10 protein-coding genes are annotated in these 15,147 nt (G+C 45.8%); 1 reads left to right on the forward strand and 9 read right to left on the reverse strand.

Going from position 1 to position 15,147, the window contains the following annotated elements:
• Window positions 1-171: 171 nt before the first annotated feature.
• Genes AB4114_RS04505 through AB4114_RS04515 form a run of 3 tightly spaced genes read right to left on the reverse strand, consistent with a single transcriptional unit; the run spans window position 172 to window position 5,250 of the window.
• Window positions 172-1,269, reverse strand: coding sequence for an SGNH/GDSL hydrolase family protein (locus AB4114_RS04505; protein WP_441987336.1), 1,098 nt, complete (start codon window positions 1,267-1,269; stop codon window positions 172-174).
• 58 nt (window positions 1,270-1,327) lie between these two features.
• Window positions 1,328-3,811, reverse strand: coding sequence for a hypothetical protein (locus tag AB4114_RS04510; RefSeq protein WP_441987337.1), 2,484 nt, complete (start codon window positions 3,809-3,811; stop codon window positions 1,328-1,330).
• Window positions 3,808-5,250: an L-arabinose isomerase family protein gene (locus tag AB4114_RS04515; RefSeq protein WP_441987338.1), complete on the reverse strand. Its 1,443-nt coding sequence runs from the start codon at window positions 5,248-5,250 to the stop codon at window positions 3,808-3,810. The genes AB4114_RS04510 and AB4114_RS04515 overlap by 4 nt, the downstream gene beginning before the upstream one ends.
• A gap of 169 nt (window positions 5,251-5,419) precedes the next feature.
• On the opposite strand from AB4114_RS04515, the gene AB4114_RS04520 reads away from it, so the two are divergent.
• Window positions 5,420-6,208: a helix-turn-helix domain-containing protein gene (locus AB4114_RS04520; RefSeq protein WP_441987339.1), complete on the forward strand. Its 789-nt coding sequence runs from the start codon at window positions 5,420-5,422 to the stop codon at window positions 6,206-6,208.
• A 72-nt stretch (window positions 6,209-6,280) separates the two neighbouring features.
• On the opposite strand, the gene AB4114_RS04525 is transcribed toward AB4114_RS04520, so the two are convergent.
• The 6 genes from AB4114_RS04525 to ppdK all read right to left on the reverse strand — a co-directional run bounded on the left by AB4114_RS04525 (window position 6,281) and on the right by ppdK (window position 15,135).
• On the reverse strand, window positions 6,281-7,051 hold the full coding sequence (locus tag AB4114_RS04525) for a sugar phosphate isomerase/epimerase family protein (RefSeq protein ID WP_441987340.1): 771 nt from the start codon (window positions 7,049-7,051) through the stop codon (window positions 6,281-6,283).
• 1 nt (window position 7,052) lies between these two features.
• Window positions 7,053-9,614, reverse strand: a complete 2,562-nt coding sequence (locus AB4114_RS04530) for a glycoside hydrolase family 2 protein (protein WP_441987341.1) — start codon at window positions 9,612-9,614, stop codon at window positions 7,053-7,055.
• A gap of 14 nt (window positions 9,615-9,628) precedes the next feature.
• On the reverse strand, window positions 9,629-10,726 hold the full coding sequence (locus AB4114_RS04535) for a GDSL-type esterase/lipase family protein (protein ID WP_441987342.1): 1,098 nt from the start codon (window positions 10,724-10,726) through the stop codon (window positions 9,629-9,631).
• A 254-nt stretch (window positions 10,727-10,980) separates the two neighbouring features.
• A complete protein-coding gene (locus tag AB4114_RS04540; RefSeq protein WP_441987343.1) occupies window positions 10,981-11,781 on the reverse strand; it encodes a pyruvate, water dikinase regulatory protein in 801 nt (266 codons plus the stop codon).
• Window positions 11,782-11,794: 13 nt separating this feature from the next.
• On the reverse strand, window positions 11,795-12,403 hold the full coding sequence (locus AB4114_RS04545) for a helix-turn-helix transcriptional regulator (RefSeq protein ID WP_441987344.1): 609 nt from the start codon (window positions 12,401-12,403) through the stop codon (window positions 11,795-11,797).
• Between the two features lie 47 nt (window positions 12,404-12,450).
• Window positions 12,451-15,135, reverse strand: coding sequence for a pyruvate, phosphate dikinase (gene ppdK, locus AB4114_RS04550; RefSeq protein ID WP_441987345.1), 2,685 nt, complete (start codon window positions 15,133-15,135; stop codon window positions 12,451-12,453).
• Window positions 15,136-15,147: the final 12 nt, after the last annotated feature.

Raw genomic sequence — 15,147 nt, forward strand, 5'->3', positions numbered from 1 at the left:
CTAAACTCCTACATTTTGCATGTTAGTATGTTATCTAAATGTAATTGTATGAAGTTCGAATGTATACTTTAATATACGTCATTTCCTATAAATAAGGGAACTTTAAAAAAATCGCCCCGTCCGGAACTACGATCCGGGCAAGGCGATCTACAAAATAGTCTAAATACGCAATTAGAAAATCAGTTTCCCAAGAATAGGGCTAAGTGTTTCCGCTATACGAAAATAACCCAAATCCGAAGGGTGAATACCATCTGTGGTGCATTCCTGGTAATCCGCCCCTAACAACTCTGCACCATCACAGAAGTGGAGATTCGTATCCCCTTCCTGCTGCAATCGCTCAACGATGGCTATTTGAAGCTGTTTCCGTTCTTCCCGGCGGCGAAGCATGGTTTCGTCAAAGGCTTCCTTCGCTAGTCGAATCTGTGAGATGACGAGAATTGGAACTTCAGGATGCCGTGAACGATAAATCCGGATAAATTCAGGCAACGATTCCTGAAGGCGTTCTGTACTTGGTGTATTCGCTTCATAATCCAGAACAAGCAACGCCGGTTCATCGATTTGGCTGATCAAATGGGCAAGCTCTGGTTCCCCTTGGGCATTTCCAGAGAAACCGAGATTCACCATTTCAATCGGAAATTTCCGACTTAAAATGTTGGAGTAGGCCATACCAGGTCTCGAAGCGCAAGCGCCGTGAGTGATGGATGTTCCGTAGATAAGTACTTTCTTGTTGGTGACAAAGCCAGGAAATCCAGCTACCGATGAAGAAGGATCCAAACCTATCCAAATCTCCTTCACGCCTTGATATAGTGGAAGATTAAGTGTGATTTCCCGCATTTCCCATGGTAAGGCTTCAAAGAGTATGGATTCGTATTCGTTTTGCGACTGATCAAAGCGAGTGGTATTTACATAAAGCTGAGCTCCAGTCGAACCGATATAGCAATCAACTCCACATTGACCAGTGGCAGGCATTTGGTACATAGTGGACTTGTCAGCCAGAACAACCCTTACAGAAAGTTTTGGTGAATCTGTCTGGAAACGAATCTGCACGCCTGCCGTATAATTCGCAAGTCGATCTACCTCTGATCGAATCGGATGGCTTGGTTCAATTGGTAATCTTCGATATACGCCGTCTTGTTCCAGCCAAGGCAGTCCTGTTATTCGAAAAGGTTCACTTCGCGGTGAGTGCCATTCCCAGTCGTTGTTGGTATCGACATCAATTTTCATACTACTGTCCAGCTTCTCGATCTCATTCTTCCTTGATGCATTCATGTATTTTCACCAACCTTTCACATAACGGATTGATTCAAGTAACAAAACAATTAGATGCCTACCATGATATATCAATGGTCCCGCTAATTTGGGTTAGTCGTATACAATTCCCTACCACTTTATTGGATAATTCCAAGTTATGCTCCCCATTCTTCACTTCGACGCTGCCTGCTTGCAGCTGTGCAAGTGGTGGATATATGGTAAGATCGGCCTCAATCAGATTGTGCACAGCAAAATTGCGAAGCGTACGGTTACGCTTCTGTGGTGTTGGATCAGGAGCTTTTTCTCTACACGTAATGCGAGATGTTTGCTTTTGATTAACAAACACGCGGCATTCATCATGAAACGTGCGATCCAGTGTATAAGCAGCAACCATTCCTTCTCCAATCATAACGGACTGACCGATGATCAGTGGAGCACCATCGGGAAATTGAAGCTGAAGCCCAACAGATGTATCCTGCTTACATCCCGTAAAGATAAATGCATTGTCATTTCTTGTGATAAACATCAGCGCTGATTCAGATGCTGCCTCTTCCTTCACCTGGTACAGTGAGTAACCAAATTGTCGCAGGACATACCGCACGAAGAGCGAGGAATCTAGAAATTCTTTTTCCTGCCGAATCGGTAAATGCGAGACGCCGGCTGCTTGGAATGGCAGCGAACCGCGCACCCACCCCACTTGGCCTCCATCCCATTCAGGTAAAGCTCTAGTTATTGTAAATGCACGTTCTAGCCCTCTCTGATTCACACTTGCATGAATTTGTGTTGCGCGATCAGCCAGATCGTCCACAACTTCACTCAACCCACCGCCTGAAATGTGGGGATAGTGTTGCAGTTGATAAGTCGCCTCACCCTTTGTGCGCTCCGCACTCTTGATCGTATCTTCTGGCAATGAGAGGTTCACAGAAAAAGCACCTTCAAGCTCAGGCTCGTTTCTAAGATTCAGCAGCTTATATAGTTCAGGATCCTCGACACGGCCATAGAAAATGATCTTTCCGCCACGACGAACATACTCGATGATTCGCTGCGCTTTCTCCCCTTTGATCCAAAAGGCCGAAGTGAATAAGATCGTATCTTGCATTTTATGGATCACATCGTCATTCATCGCGAAAAAGTCATCGGTGCTAACAACCGTGTTCAGCGGCAAGCCTTGATTAATCGCATTGCGTACAAACCAATCATGGAAGAAAACGTCGCTCGAATGCTCGCCCGATTCTGCCATCGCTTCATGTAGCTCTCGGAACGGGTATAACCAAGTTAAGATTCCCGGTTGGTCGGGTGCGTCTTTGAATGCTCTTTTAATATGAGGAATCACTTCCATCGGGATATCTGCATCCAGCTCGCCTTTTTCCGAATCGATGGTCAAAATTTCTACGACACCCGGGCTCTCCAGCTCGCCCTCCGTATTAACTCGAGCGACCGTGAGCGGACAATAAATATCATGCGGCTCCCGGTCATAGAGATCCCACCACGGATTTTGCCAGAACCACGGATCATTGGCATAAAAGCGGAAGAGGTACGTCTCTGCAGGCAATACAGCAATACGCGACATGTAGCCCGTCAGTTCTAAGCCGAAATCATAGTTAAGAGCTCCCCATGGCGAATTCGGCGGCGGATATTCAACATATTTTCTCTCATACAGATCAAGTAAGGGGATACAGTCCTTGGCAAGATCCATGCCTGTTCCGTAGTTCGTCCCTCTGATTTCTGTCCGGTAATTCGGGCACTCTTGCTTGAATATTTCCCAGAATGACAGCATCTTGGAAGATAGCTCTTCATACTCCGCCATCGCAATCTGCGTGCCATCATAGTTAGCGCCTAAATAGGTCCAAGGAAAGTACGACAGCGCGAATCCATTGGAAAACCATATATAATCAAAGCCTAATGTAGGCAAAAAGCTAGCACACTGCCTCCCCAGAAACTCGCCAAACGCTGTGCCTTCTGGAATGCCTTCAGGATAAGCCGCATAGGCTGCGTGGTCCTCTTTTAGCTTCGACCAACTGCATACTACGGTATAGTCCGCCTTCAGTGAAATAAATTGCCCGCCAACTTCGGCGCGATTGATTTCCGGGTGCAGCTTATATTTGAAATCCGAGTAGGCAAATTCAGGTCCTGCGTCAAAAGTCGCTCCTACCTCCATGCGAATACCATAACGCTCGGAGGCAATTCTTTTAAAAGACGAGATAATAACTTGCAAATCACCATAGGTGATTCGTGCCGGTTCACTCATGTAAGGTGAGGCGATTCGCGGGTCTTTATCGTCTCTGATGTGGCCGAAATACTCCTCATTGGCAAATCCGATATAGCGGCCCCATTCAATCTCGCGCTGCAAATCGCCGTCCCAAACTAGGATCTCGCTTCCATCAGCGACCCACAGCAGGATTGAACAGCTGTCTGCCATGCCGATTAGTGGGAGCCATTGCCGAATGGCCTCGGTACATACCGCTTCGATGGCCTCAGGTGCCATACTTTTAAAAGGCTTGAGGCTCATTTCCAGTGTAACTCTCTGCAAGGACTTCTTCGATTTTACGAGTGTTGTCATATGACTTCCACCTCAATGCCTAGTACTTTGGCTACATGACGAATCTTGGAACCCACATGCCCTACACCAAGCGCAAAGTGATGCGTAGGACCTGCTGAGCACCATTTCTCTACGAATTCTGAAACACTGTAATTAAATTTACAGCGTGTATTGGTATTGCCCGTTTGCGGAATTTCACCTTTGATGGATTCGCCTTCTGTGGCGATCATTTTGTATTTGCCGTTAGCGGTTTGTGAAATACTGAGCAACGTAACAGGACCTGATTTGATGCTGAATTCAACGCCGATACCAGATCCGCTTTTGCCATGAAACAGATCCAATCCGCGAATGATCGGCTGCCCGTCACTAATTTTAATATTATGCGGCCCGTCATGTCCGACCAACACGATATCGTCAACGAAGTCACATGGATGCAGCTCCGCGAACGAACCCCCTGCATCTAGACGATCCATAATTAGCATCGCTGCACATGTCTTCAAATCGGCTTCTCCTGCAAGCGGAACCCCTTTGCCTGTCAACAGCGAGTTACCGAGCACCATGTTCGATCCGATCCGTTCATATTCATTATTGTCGAGACCCCGGTAATAATAGGCCAGACCCGTTAAGCCATTTTCAACGATCAGCTTATCCAGCCCAACCGCAACCTTAGCTGACCAATCGAGATCCTCTTGTTTGATCGGTCTTGTCACAGGATCGATAAACGGATCGGATATTTTGAAAACGCTTTTAATTTCATCCAATTTGTCAGCAGTTTCCTTCGCTGTTACACCATTGACTAGCTTGGCTAAATCACACATTTCGAGCATCTGCACATGCGAACCAAAAGCAGCCGTAAAAGCAGTCGGATCGGAGTTCATATCATACATACCCTCGTAGGTATGCCCCATATAGCCGATCTTGGCATATTTAAACGCTCTGCGCGTATTGGCGACTTGGCACCATCCTTGTAACTCCTTCATCGCGCGTGGATCATCATAGAGCGTTCCCACAATCATCCCTGCCGCAGGTTTTCCTGCCCTCACAAGCACACCGCCTATTTCAGGAAGTGAACAAATATTATCGTTGGCTAGCTGCATATACGTCGTCGTGTTGCGATAGTCTAGCCGCTTCCTTGGCTGCAACGCAACAAGTACCGTCGGAACCGACAAGTTCAGGATCGGGGTAGCAGCTGTTGATGACGTCACATACGTGCTCAAGAAGCAAAATAGGAAGTCAACATCTTGGCTTTTCAAATAGGAGGAAGCAGCAAAAGACTTATCTACCGTATCGACAAAGCCTGCCGATACCACTTCGACGTCATGCTTACGAAGCATTTCCTCGAATTCACGTCCGTAACCTTCCAGCTCCTCTTTCAACCCCGGAAATTGTACCCAATATGGCTGGTGACCTACCGTCATCACGCCTACACGCGCTTTTACTTTTTGGAATAAACTACTCATTTCTCCCTCATCCTCCCCGCATATCTTTCATCTTAAGCTTAGTAAAATCAGGCTATTGAAACAATGAACTATCCAATAATTATTTCAATAATTCTACGATTTCATTTATACTAAGAGAATGAGTATTAGACCTCACAGAGGTGTGAGTATCTACTGAAAGGAGCACGTTATGATCCAACCTGTTGCTATTTATTTCGAGCATTGTGAGCCGAATTGGCATGTACCCAAGAGTAAGACGAACAACCATATTTTAATCCTCATGACCAATGGAACCATTCACTATACCGTTGAAGATCATACCTTTACAATGCAAAAAGGCGATCTTCTATTTGTCCCTCAAGGTGTGTGGCGCAGCGCGATGAATTCGACCAAAGAACCGCATGATATGTATGTCGCGCACTTTCATTATCAAGGGGATGGGGATGGACTGCCGCTACTGATCACACCTGATCGCTGCATAACCAGACCTTTTAACTTTGATTATATGAAGCAAAGATTTTCATTGTTGACCCAGCATTGGCTGCGCAAATCCGTCTATTCAGACACGATCTGCCACGGCATCCTGCTTGAAATGCTCGCGGTTATCAATGAAGAAATTGATTCGCAATCTACACAGGGCAAATCTTACAGCATCGTGATGCTGCTTCAAGCCTACATCCTCAATCATTATCACCGAACCATTACCTTGAGCGAATTAGCCGAATATGCGGATCGGACCCCTAACTATGTCAGCACGATTTTCAAACAAGTTACCGGACAATCCGTCACGGACTATATCCAGCAAATCCGTATTGCCGCCGCCTGCGACCTGTTAACCAACTCTCAGATGAATGTAGGAGAAATCTCCGATTTTCTCGGCTTTTGCGAGCAGTCATATTTTAACAAGGTGTTTAAAAAATGTACCGGTACCCTTCCCTCCACCTATATGAAAGAGAAGGTTCAGGTTTGGAAGTCTTAGGTTTTTCATTGGCATTCAGGCAAGCTTCCATATTAAAAGAGCTGCCTCGTGGCAGCTCTTCCTTATATAGATTTATGTATTTGCTACGAGTTTTTCAGCAATTCGGTGTAAATTCTCTAAGCTTAACTTCACGCAGTCCATGGGATTACCTTGACAAACATCCTGCTCCACAACGTACCACTCCACGCCATTCTGCTCTCCCCATAGCAAAATAGGATCGAAATCGATCACACCCGTACCAATTTCAGCATACGTCTGCCTCTCGTCGTTGGTCATATCCTTTACGTGCATCGTTGGCATCCGGTGGCTATATGGACGAATGAAATCAGCCGGATCTTTGCCAGCTTTTTTCACCCAATAGACGTCAATTTCAGCCAGTATTGCATTATCAGCAGAAGGTTCAATTAGATATTCCAGAGCACTTCTACCATCCACAGTTGTTTCAAACTCAAAAGCATGATTGTGAAAGCTGAGGGTAAAGCCATCTGGCTGTATTTGCTTCGCAATATCATTTAATTGGTTACGAAATTGTTGGTAACCTTCCTCATTTCGAAGCTCATGGGGGACGGAGGGACAGATTAATGTTGTCGTATTGAATAATCGTGCTTCCTTAAGCACACTTTCCAGCTCACTGCTTAGACGTTGAAAAGAAACATGCATACCTGCCGTTTGTAAGCCTGTTTCTTGCAGCACGGAGGAAATTTCTTCTGCCGAGTAACTGTGTAGCCCTGCAAGTTCAACCCCTGCCCAGCCCATCTGTTTCAGTTCTCTAAGCACCCCCGGAAAATCTTGCTCACATTCGTTACGCAAGGTATACAGCTGTACCGCAAATTTCCGTTTCATTTTATACGCCGCCTTCTCTATTAGTTAGTGTGATTCCTCGAGGTACAATCTGATCTGAGGTGAGGGCAATCTCCCCGTGTCGTATCGTAATCTCCCGCTTCTCGCCTGGGAGCAAGTCGAAATATTCATCACTCAACTGAATCGTTTCATCCAATCCGAAATGCACCGCATGCGCAAAGGTTTCGCATGAAACCGTAAGGCGAATTTGCCCTGGTTCGATGGCATGGATGTTTGACACCTTTACTTGTGGGTCAGGTAAAATGAGATCGCGAAACACATCGCTTTGTAGGGTAGCCGGCATAATTTCGCTGGATTCACTTAGCGCTCTGACGTAAATACATGCCTCTTTCGAATTATAGACAGGCGTAGCCCATTGCAGGACGACTACCCGCGAGCATGGCTGGAGTTCAACTGTTACTTCCGTCGCTTGCTTCCCGCTCCCATCATAGTAGACAAGTCCGTATTCTAGGACTTCACGAATAACCGAGCTAGTTTCATTGATGGCCGTGAGCTGAATCATCCCATCTTGTTCGCGTAAAATGAGTTTTACCGGTGCTAATGCTCGTTTTACAAAATAATAAGAAATTTTGCGCGTGAGGTAATAGTCAATGATCGACCAGCCAACCTCCCCCCAGCAGTCATTGTACATCCAAAATAATGCGCCAGAACAAAACAACTTAGACCGAATCGCCTCAAGCGAATACCCCAGCATCAGACCCTGACATAAACCCGCGAATAGCAAGTAATCGTCGATTTCCAAATGTTCGGTAGCCAAATAATGCTTGTTTATACCGGCAAGTACCGTATCTTTTTCGAAAAAATTCGTATGAAGCTGCGATAGCTTGCTCGCGCGATCCATTTCCTGACCGTTATGGTAGATAGCCATGGATGGCTTCCGGCAGGGACCAATGTATCCATACTCCGAGACAAACTTAGCGCTCACCTTGTCATATTCCTCGGGTGTAATTCGCTTTTCCATGTCGGCATGCATCATGCAATCGTTCCAATGATGCGTATCGCCAGATTGGTTGCCATTCGGATGGACACCACCGTACGGCGAACTATTCCAATAGGGAATAGCCGGACAGTTCCGCTGAACAAGTCGTGGCGCGATGTCATTGTAACAGGCCGCTCCCCCGTAGAAATCCGCAGCTTCCGTCTCATTCCACCATTCCTCAAAGCCCCAATGATTCTCATTGTTGCCGCACCAAAGCGCGAGCGCGCAGTGATTGCGGAGCCGACGAGTCTGATAATCGATCTCCCGCTCCACCTCGTCCCGAAACCAAGCTAAGTGATCTGGATATTTCGCGCAGGTGAACATGAAATCATGCCAAATGAGAATCCCGTACTCGTCACATTTGTCGTAGAAAATATCTCTTTCGTAAATACCCCCACCCCACACACGCAGCATATTGAAGTTAGCTTCCTTGGCTTCACTGAGCAGGGCTTCATATTTGGCATCCGTGACCCGAGCATAAATGGCATCCGCAGGAATCCAATTTCCACCTTTACTGAAGACAGTCACACCGTTAATTTCAAAAGTAAACGAACGCTCATCCTGAGTATCTGGGATCTTATCCATGTTTAGATGCAATGTGCGTATCCCATAGGAGAAGGAGGGATATTCCACAACATGCGTAGTCGACTTGAGCGTTGCCCGAACCGCATACAGCGGCTGATCACCCATCCCATTGGGCCACCAAAGCTTAGCTTCAGGCACCTCCATCGGAATTGTGATATAGTTCAGCCCAGAACGAAGACAACAATCCTTTTGAATCATCTGTACCTGCTCCCCCTGGAAAAGAACTTCCAGTTTCAATTCCGTTTCTAACGTTTGAAAAGGGTGTAGATTCTCCAGTTCTAATTGCAACTGTAAGTGTGCCGATTTGCTCACAGTATCCAAGCTTGTCGTTGTGACTTGAACGTCGCGAATTTGAAAACTGTGAGCAAATTCCATACTCACCTCGCCCATGATCCCGCACGTCGCGACCCTTGGTCCCCAATCCCAACCAAATACATATTGCGGTTTTCTCAGCATGCCACGGCGATGATCGCCTCGATGCCCGATCTGCTCGTTCCTGTACACCACTTTGGCTTCACGAATCAGCGCAAGATCATTCTCTGAATAGTGCTCCAAACCAGTGGTAACACGCACAAAAAGTTGATTAACCCCTTGCTGCACCTTGCCTTTCACATCACAAGCAAATGGATAAAAAGCGCTGCGATGATGGCCCAGATGGCCATCATTCAACCAGATATCGGCTTCTACATCCAAAGATTCAAATCGAAGAATAATTTGGTCTGCATGCAGCTGATTTTCCGTCAGCATAAAAGATTTCTTAAACCACCAAGAGCGGTCCTCGATCCATTCACTCGAAAAGCACTGATCCGCTACTAGCGGCTCCGCGATGATCCCTTGTGCGATGAGCGGCATATGCACATCACAAGGCAAATCGGACATGAGCCAATTCTGTTGCTTATTTTTAACTTGAAAATAATCTGCCGTCTGGCGATAGAGCGGCTCCCACGTTAGGTGCCAATCTTCATTTAAAAGTAGTTTCATTGCCATCGCTCCTCTTACTTGACTATTCCAATAAGTCCCAAATGAAAATTCGTCCCCGTGCATTCCTCTCTGTTACCGTGAACAACCTCTAGCTCCATATGATGCAGCCCGTCCTTCAGATCATCCGCGATCCAATAGATGCGGAACCAGCCTCCATCTTCACACCAATTAGGCCGATCGCGACAAGTCGTAATCGCAGGGCCACCGTCAAGCTTATACGTGAATTCAGCTGATTTTTTGCCAAAATCGAAAGCTAACGCCAGCCCCTTGCCTGAAAATGAAAAAGACAGCTTAGCCCCAATCGCTGATGTGCTCAATATTTGATCAACCCAAGATATGTGAGCCGCAGCGCGTCTAGTCATCCATGGTCCATCCAACTGAACCTCATCGAAGGAGAGCGTACTCACATGTCCCCAATGATTGCTATTAAGCGGCGCTGCGAGCAGATTAGAGGTTATGTCCCTCTCCAAGTCGGGAGCTGTTAGCAATTCTTTAGCCAAATAGTCAATCACACAATGCCCATAACTCAAACTGCCTCGATGCGTAGGATGCAGCCCATCTGGCAACCACTCGTCCCAGGTCATTCGGCCCTTCTTCATTTCCTGCCAGGCATGCTGTCCAACCCAAACTGTGCTGATGCCATAATGTTCCGCTAACTCTTCGAATTCAGCGATACTAGCTGGAACTTTCCCTTGAGACATGTCCTCGTACATTTTCTGACAGTAGGTATAAATAAATACGAGCTCACTTCGTCCGTCTGCCAATAGCTTGCGGATTAGCCCCTCTCTCGCCTTCATCCGCTGTTCAGACGGTGTATTGTAGTCATTGACAGCGAATTCAATGAAAATTAGATCACATTGATGGTTAATCAAGTCCCGGTCTGCACGGAAAACAGCCAAATCGCTGCCTGTCGCACCAATCGCAGCATTCTCCACTGTGATGCGTGCGTGAGGAAATGTTTCTACAAACCAACGTGCGACAGGCTCCGGCCAATTCGCCATCACTCTGCTATCTGCGGTTATAGATCCACCAATGAAACCCAACGTTAATTGCCCTGCTTGCAGCTTACTTTTGACTTGTGTTAAACGATTTCGAAGCTGTATGGTCTCCATTATGCATTCATCTCCATGTGAATTTCGAGTATGGTGAGCCCATTGGGCAGCAACCTACTCCTTCGTTTAAACGTAGCGAACACACGCTAAAATGTATACTGTAAATTACGTCGGAAATTATAAAAATTGTCGCAGTTACGTCCCCCTGAAATTAAAAACTGCGTTCACCCTGTGGAGTGAACGCAGTTGCTGGCTAAGGACAAATGTCCTATACATATTAATCTTATATCATCAACGAATGCCAACATCGATCCTTACATAGCGTCCAAGATAATTCCAGCTGTCTCCTCAATGGCTTTCTCAGTAACATCTATCACCATGCATCCAAGCTGTTTATACATCCCGTACGCATATTCCAATTCTTCTACAACCCTCTCTAATGCTGAATATTTAGCGCCGAATGGCAGACCTACTGCTTTCAGCCTTTCTGTACGGATCTTGACTAGTTGATCGGCGCTCATCGTCAAGCCAACTAATTTGCTTTTGTTGTTCATCAATAAGTTCAGCGGCGGCTTTACTTCTGGTACTAACGGATAGTTGGCAACTTTATAACCTTTGTGAGCCAAAAAAATGCTAAGTGGTGTTTTCGATGTCCTAGAAACGCCGAGAAGAACAATATGTGCTTGTTTTAAAGCACTCGTATCTTTACCGTCATCACTTTTGACAGCGAACTCAATGGCTTCCACTCTTTTATAATATTCTTCGTCCATTTGATGCAGCAATCCGGCTTTCTTTTTAGGTGAATCTTTATAGGTATCAATAAAAGCTTGCATAACAGGACCTAAGATATCTATGCTAATCACATTTAGGCGTATCGCTTCTTGTCGCATCATCTCTCTTAATTCTGGAAGAACGAGTGTGTAGACAACAAAACTTCCTATACGCGAAGCTTCTTCCATCATATTTCGAATGTCTTCTTCCGAACGCATAGATCCGAACCGTTTTACATAAACCTGGTTAGTATTAAACTGACGAATTGTCGCTTGAACGACCGTATTCGCAGTTTCTCCAACCGAATCCGAACAAACGAATATCGTTTGAACTTTATCTTCCATCCTTGCTTACCTCCTAATTCGTTGCTAGATCCAAAAGTAATTTGGTTATGGTTGTCTTCGTTATTCGTCCAATAATTTCTTCATGGTCATGTACAACGTCCGTTCTCATAACAGGCAGACTGTCTATTTGATGGAAAATCATTTTTCGAGCTGCATCCAGGACATGATCATTCAAATTTATTGTCACAATGTTCGGATGTCTGGTCATCACTAGACTAATTGGCATTGTAGGAGCACCCGCATTACCTAGTGTTACTTTTAACAAATCTTTTCTCGAAACAATACCCACTAACGCCTGTTTATCACTGACAACCATCAGGGTTCCGACATTCTCCAGAAACAAAGTAACTACGGCATCATTCACCGTAGCTTTTTCCATTAGGACGATAGGTAACCCCATGACATCCTTGACCTTAATATCGTCTAGCTTCTTAAAAGCAACTTCCTCACGTTCTAGTGTCATACCGAGGAAATAACCCACTTTGGGCTTTGCGTCTAAATAACCAAGCATCACAAGTAATGAAAGATCGGAACGAATAGTTGGACGAGCGATTCCGATCAATTCTGCAAGGCTCTCTCCTGTTATCGGAGCGTGTTTCTTAACAATTTCAATGATCTCCATTTGACGGGATGTAAGTTGTATCGTCTACCCCTCCCTAAACTTTCGTATCAAACTACTTGAGTTATTTTTATTTCACTAGGATTACCATGTAGGATGAATGCTTGTGCAGCAGCTATGCGTGCCAAAGGAATGCGGAAAGGGGAACAACTCACATAGTCTAGTCCCGTCAAATGACAAAAGAAAATCGATTCTTTATCTCCGCCATGCTCGCCGCAAATTCCTGTTTTGAGAGTAGGCTTAATGGAACGCCCTCCATTCACGGCTAATTCAATTAATTGTCCGACCCCTTCTGTATCTAATACTTGAAAAGGGTTATGTGGAAGAAGTTTGCGATCGACATAATGAGTTAGAAATTTCCCTTCCGCATCATCACGACTGTACCCATATGTCATCTGTGTCAAGTCATTGGTGCCAAAGGAGAAAAAATCCGCATACGCCACAATTTGACGAGCAGTAAGCGCGGCACGTGGTACCTCAATCATCGTCCCTACCTTGTAGGGGCACTCTCTAAATTTGTCATTTCCCAACACCTGTTCGGCAACAAAATCAACAAGCTCTCTTAATAGTTTAAGTTCATTCGCATGGCCAACCAGCGGAATCATAATTTCAGGAATAACTCGAATCCCTTTGTTCATACACTTAGAAGCCGCACGGAAAATAGCCTCAATCTGCATATCATAAATCTCTGGAAATACAATGCCCAATCTGCATCCACGCTGTCCGAGCATGGGATTCGTCTCGTGGAGCGCTTGTACCTTACGCAGAAGATCAGCCGTTTCTTCCCGTTCCGAATCTGCCCCATCCAACTCATAGGTCAACTGCATATGTCTTTTTTGTAGATCCTCGAGGTTTGGCAAAAACTCATGCAAAGGCGGATCCAGCAATCTGATCGTTACCGGAAGACCGTTCATTTCTTCGAACATGCCTTCAAAATCGGATTGCTGCATGGGAAGCAGCTGCGCAAGCGCCTGCATTCTTTTCTCCTTCGTATCCGCTAGAATCATTTGTTGGACGACAGGTAAGCGAGTAGGGGAGAAAAACATATGCTCTGTTCGGCATAATCCGATCCCCTGAGCACCTAATAGCCTGGCGATTTTGGCATCTTCGGGATTGTCTGCATTGGCGTAAACTTTCAGTGTTCGAATTTCATCCGCCCAATTAAGTACAATGAGAAGTTCGTCCGTCATTTTGGCTTCTCGTAAAGGCATGGCACCTAGAATGACACGCCCGGTTGCACCATCGAGTGTAATCCAATCTCCTTCTTCCATGATCCTGCCTCCAGCCGTCATCTGCTTATCATCAGGCATGATTCGGACTTCTTCGCAGCCGCATACGCATGGCTTCCCCATTCCTCTTGCCACTACAGCTGCATGGCTTGTCATCCCGCCACGGCTTGTAAGAATGCCTTCCGAGGCAATTACGCCATGGATATCTTCAGGAGTCGTTTCATTTCTAGCCAGAATGACCGTCTTACCAGCACGGTTCCACTCTGCCGCAGTGTCAGCATCAAATACAAGCTGTCCAACCGCAGCACCCGGCGAAGCAGGAAGTCCTTTTGCCAGCACATCCTTAATGGCCTCTTCATCAATTCCTCTGTGCAAGAGCTGATCAAGATGAGACACTTCTATACGTCCAATTGCTTCCTGCTTTGACAATAACCCTTCGTGGACCAAATCGACCGCAATTTTCAGAGCTGCTTGGGCATTTCTCTTCCCATTACGTGTTTGCAGCAAGTAAAGCTTATTATTTTCAACCGTAAATTCAATATCCTGCATATCTTTGTAATGCCTCTCAAGCTGCTTGGAAGCCGCAAACAATTGCTCGTAAATCTCTGGCATCTCTTCCTTCAAAGCAGCTATCGCAAGCGGCGTCCTTATACCTGCTACAACATCTTCGCCCTGCGCATTAATGAGGTATTCACCGAAAAATGTATTCTCACCTGTAGATGGATTTCTAGTAAAAACAACACCTGTGCCACAATTCCCTCCCCTATTACCAAAAACCATACTTTGAATGTTGACTGCTGTTCCTTGATCATCTGGAATCCGATTTATTTTACGGTAAATTTGAGCCCGTGGGTTATTCCATGACTTAAACACAGCCTCTATCGCCATTTTCAATTGCTCATGTACATCCTGCGGGAAAGCACAGCCCGTTTTGGCCAAAATACACTTCTTATAATCCTCAAGGAGCAGCTTCCAACCGACGGCCGAAATATCTTGATCATGCTCTGCGCCTTCTTTCTCTTTCAAGCGATGCAATAGCTGTTCGAAGTGGTAGGATTCAATGCCCAGAACCACGTTCCCAAACATCTGCATCAAGCGACGGTAACAATCGTATGCAAATGTTTCATTACTTGTAAGAGCCGCCAACCCTTGTACGGTGAGATCATTAAGTCCAAGATTCAAAATGGTATCCATCATACCTGGCATCGAACTTACAGAACCCGAACGTACAGAAACCAATAGGGGATTTGTAGCATCCCCGAACAATTGTCCTTTTTGTTTCTCAAGCTCTTGGAGCGCTGCTGAAATCTGTTTAAGCAACCCATCGGAGATCCGATTTCCCACCTTAAAAAAAGTTAAACAAGCTTCTGTCGTAATTGTAAATCCCGGAGGGACCGGAAGGGCAGCACGAGTCATCTCTGCTAAATTGGCCCCTTTGCCTCCTAGTAACGTTTTCATTGAAGCGTCTCCCTCTTGGAACAGCAGCACTTGTTTCTGAGTCTTCATTTGTTATCCTCC

Source organism: Paenibacillus sp. 2RAB27 (assembly GCF_052115445.1).
Taxonomy (GTDB): Bacteria; Bacillota; Bacilli; order Paenibacillales; family NBRC-103111; genus Paenibacillus_E.

Coding starts and splice junctions, on each gene's coding strand:
- AB4114_RS04515 (WP_441987338.1), bottom strand. CDS start 5,250: ATGAGTAGTTTATTCCAAAAAGTAAAAGCGCGTGTAGGCGTGATGACG.
- AB4114_RS04510 (WP_441987337.1), bottom strand. CDS start 3,811: ATGACAACACTCGTAAAATCGAAGAAGTCCTTGCAGAGAGTTACACTG.
- AB4114_RS04505 (WP_441987336.1), bottom strand. CDS start 1,269: ATGAATGCATCAAGGAAGAATGAGATCGAGAAGCTGGACAGTAGTATG.
- AB4114_RS04525 (WP_441987340.1), bottom strand. CDS start 7,051: ATGAAACGGAAATTTGCGGTACAGCTGTATACCTTGCGTAACGAATGT.
- ppdK (WP_441987345.1), bottom strand. CDS start 15,135: ATGAAGACTCAGAAACAAGTGCTGCTGTTCCAAGAGGGAGACGCTTCA.
- AB4114_RS04545 (WP_441987344.1), bottom strand. CDS start 12,403: ATGGAGATCATTGAAATTGTTAAGAAACACGCTCCGATAACAGGAGAG.
- AB4114_RS04530 (WP_441987341.1), bottom strand. CDS start 9,614: ATGAAACTACTTTTAAATGAAGATTGGCACCTAACGTGGGAGCCGCTC.
- AB4114_RS04540 (WP_441987343.1), bottom strand. CDS start 11,781: ATGGAAGATAAAGTTCAAACGATATTCGTTTGTTCGGATTCGGTTGGA.
- AB4114_RS04535 (WP_441987342.1), bottom strand. CDS start 10,726: ATGGAGACCATACAGCTTCGAAATCGTTTAACACAAGTCAAAAGTAAG.
- AB4114_RS04520 (WP_441987339.1), top strand. CDS start 5,420: ATGATCCAACCTGTTGCTATTTATTTCGAGCATTGTGAGCCGAATTGG.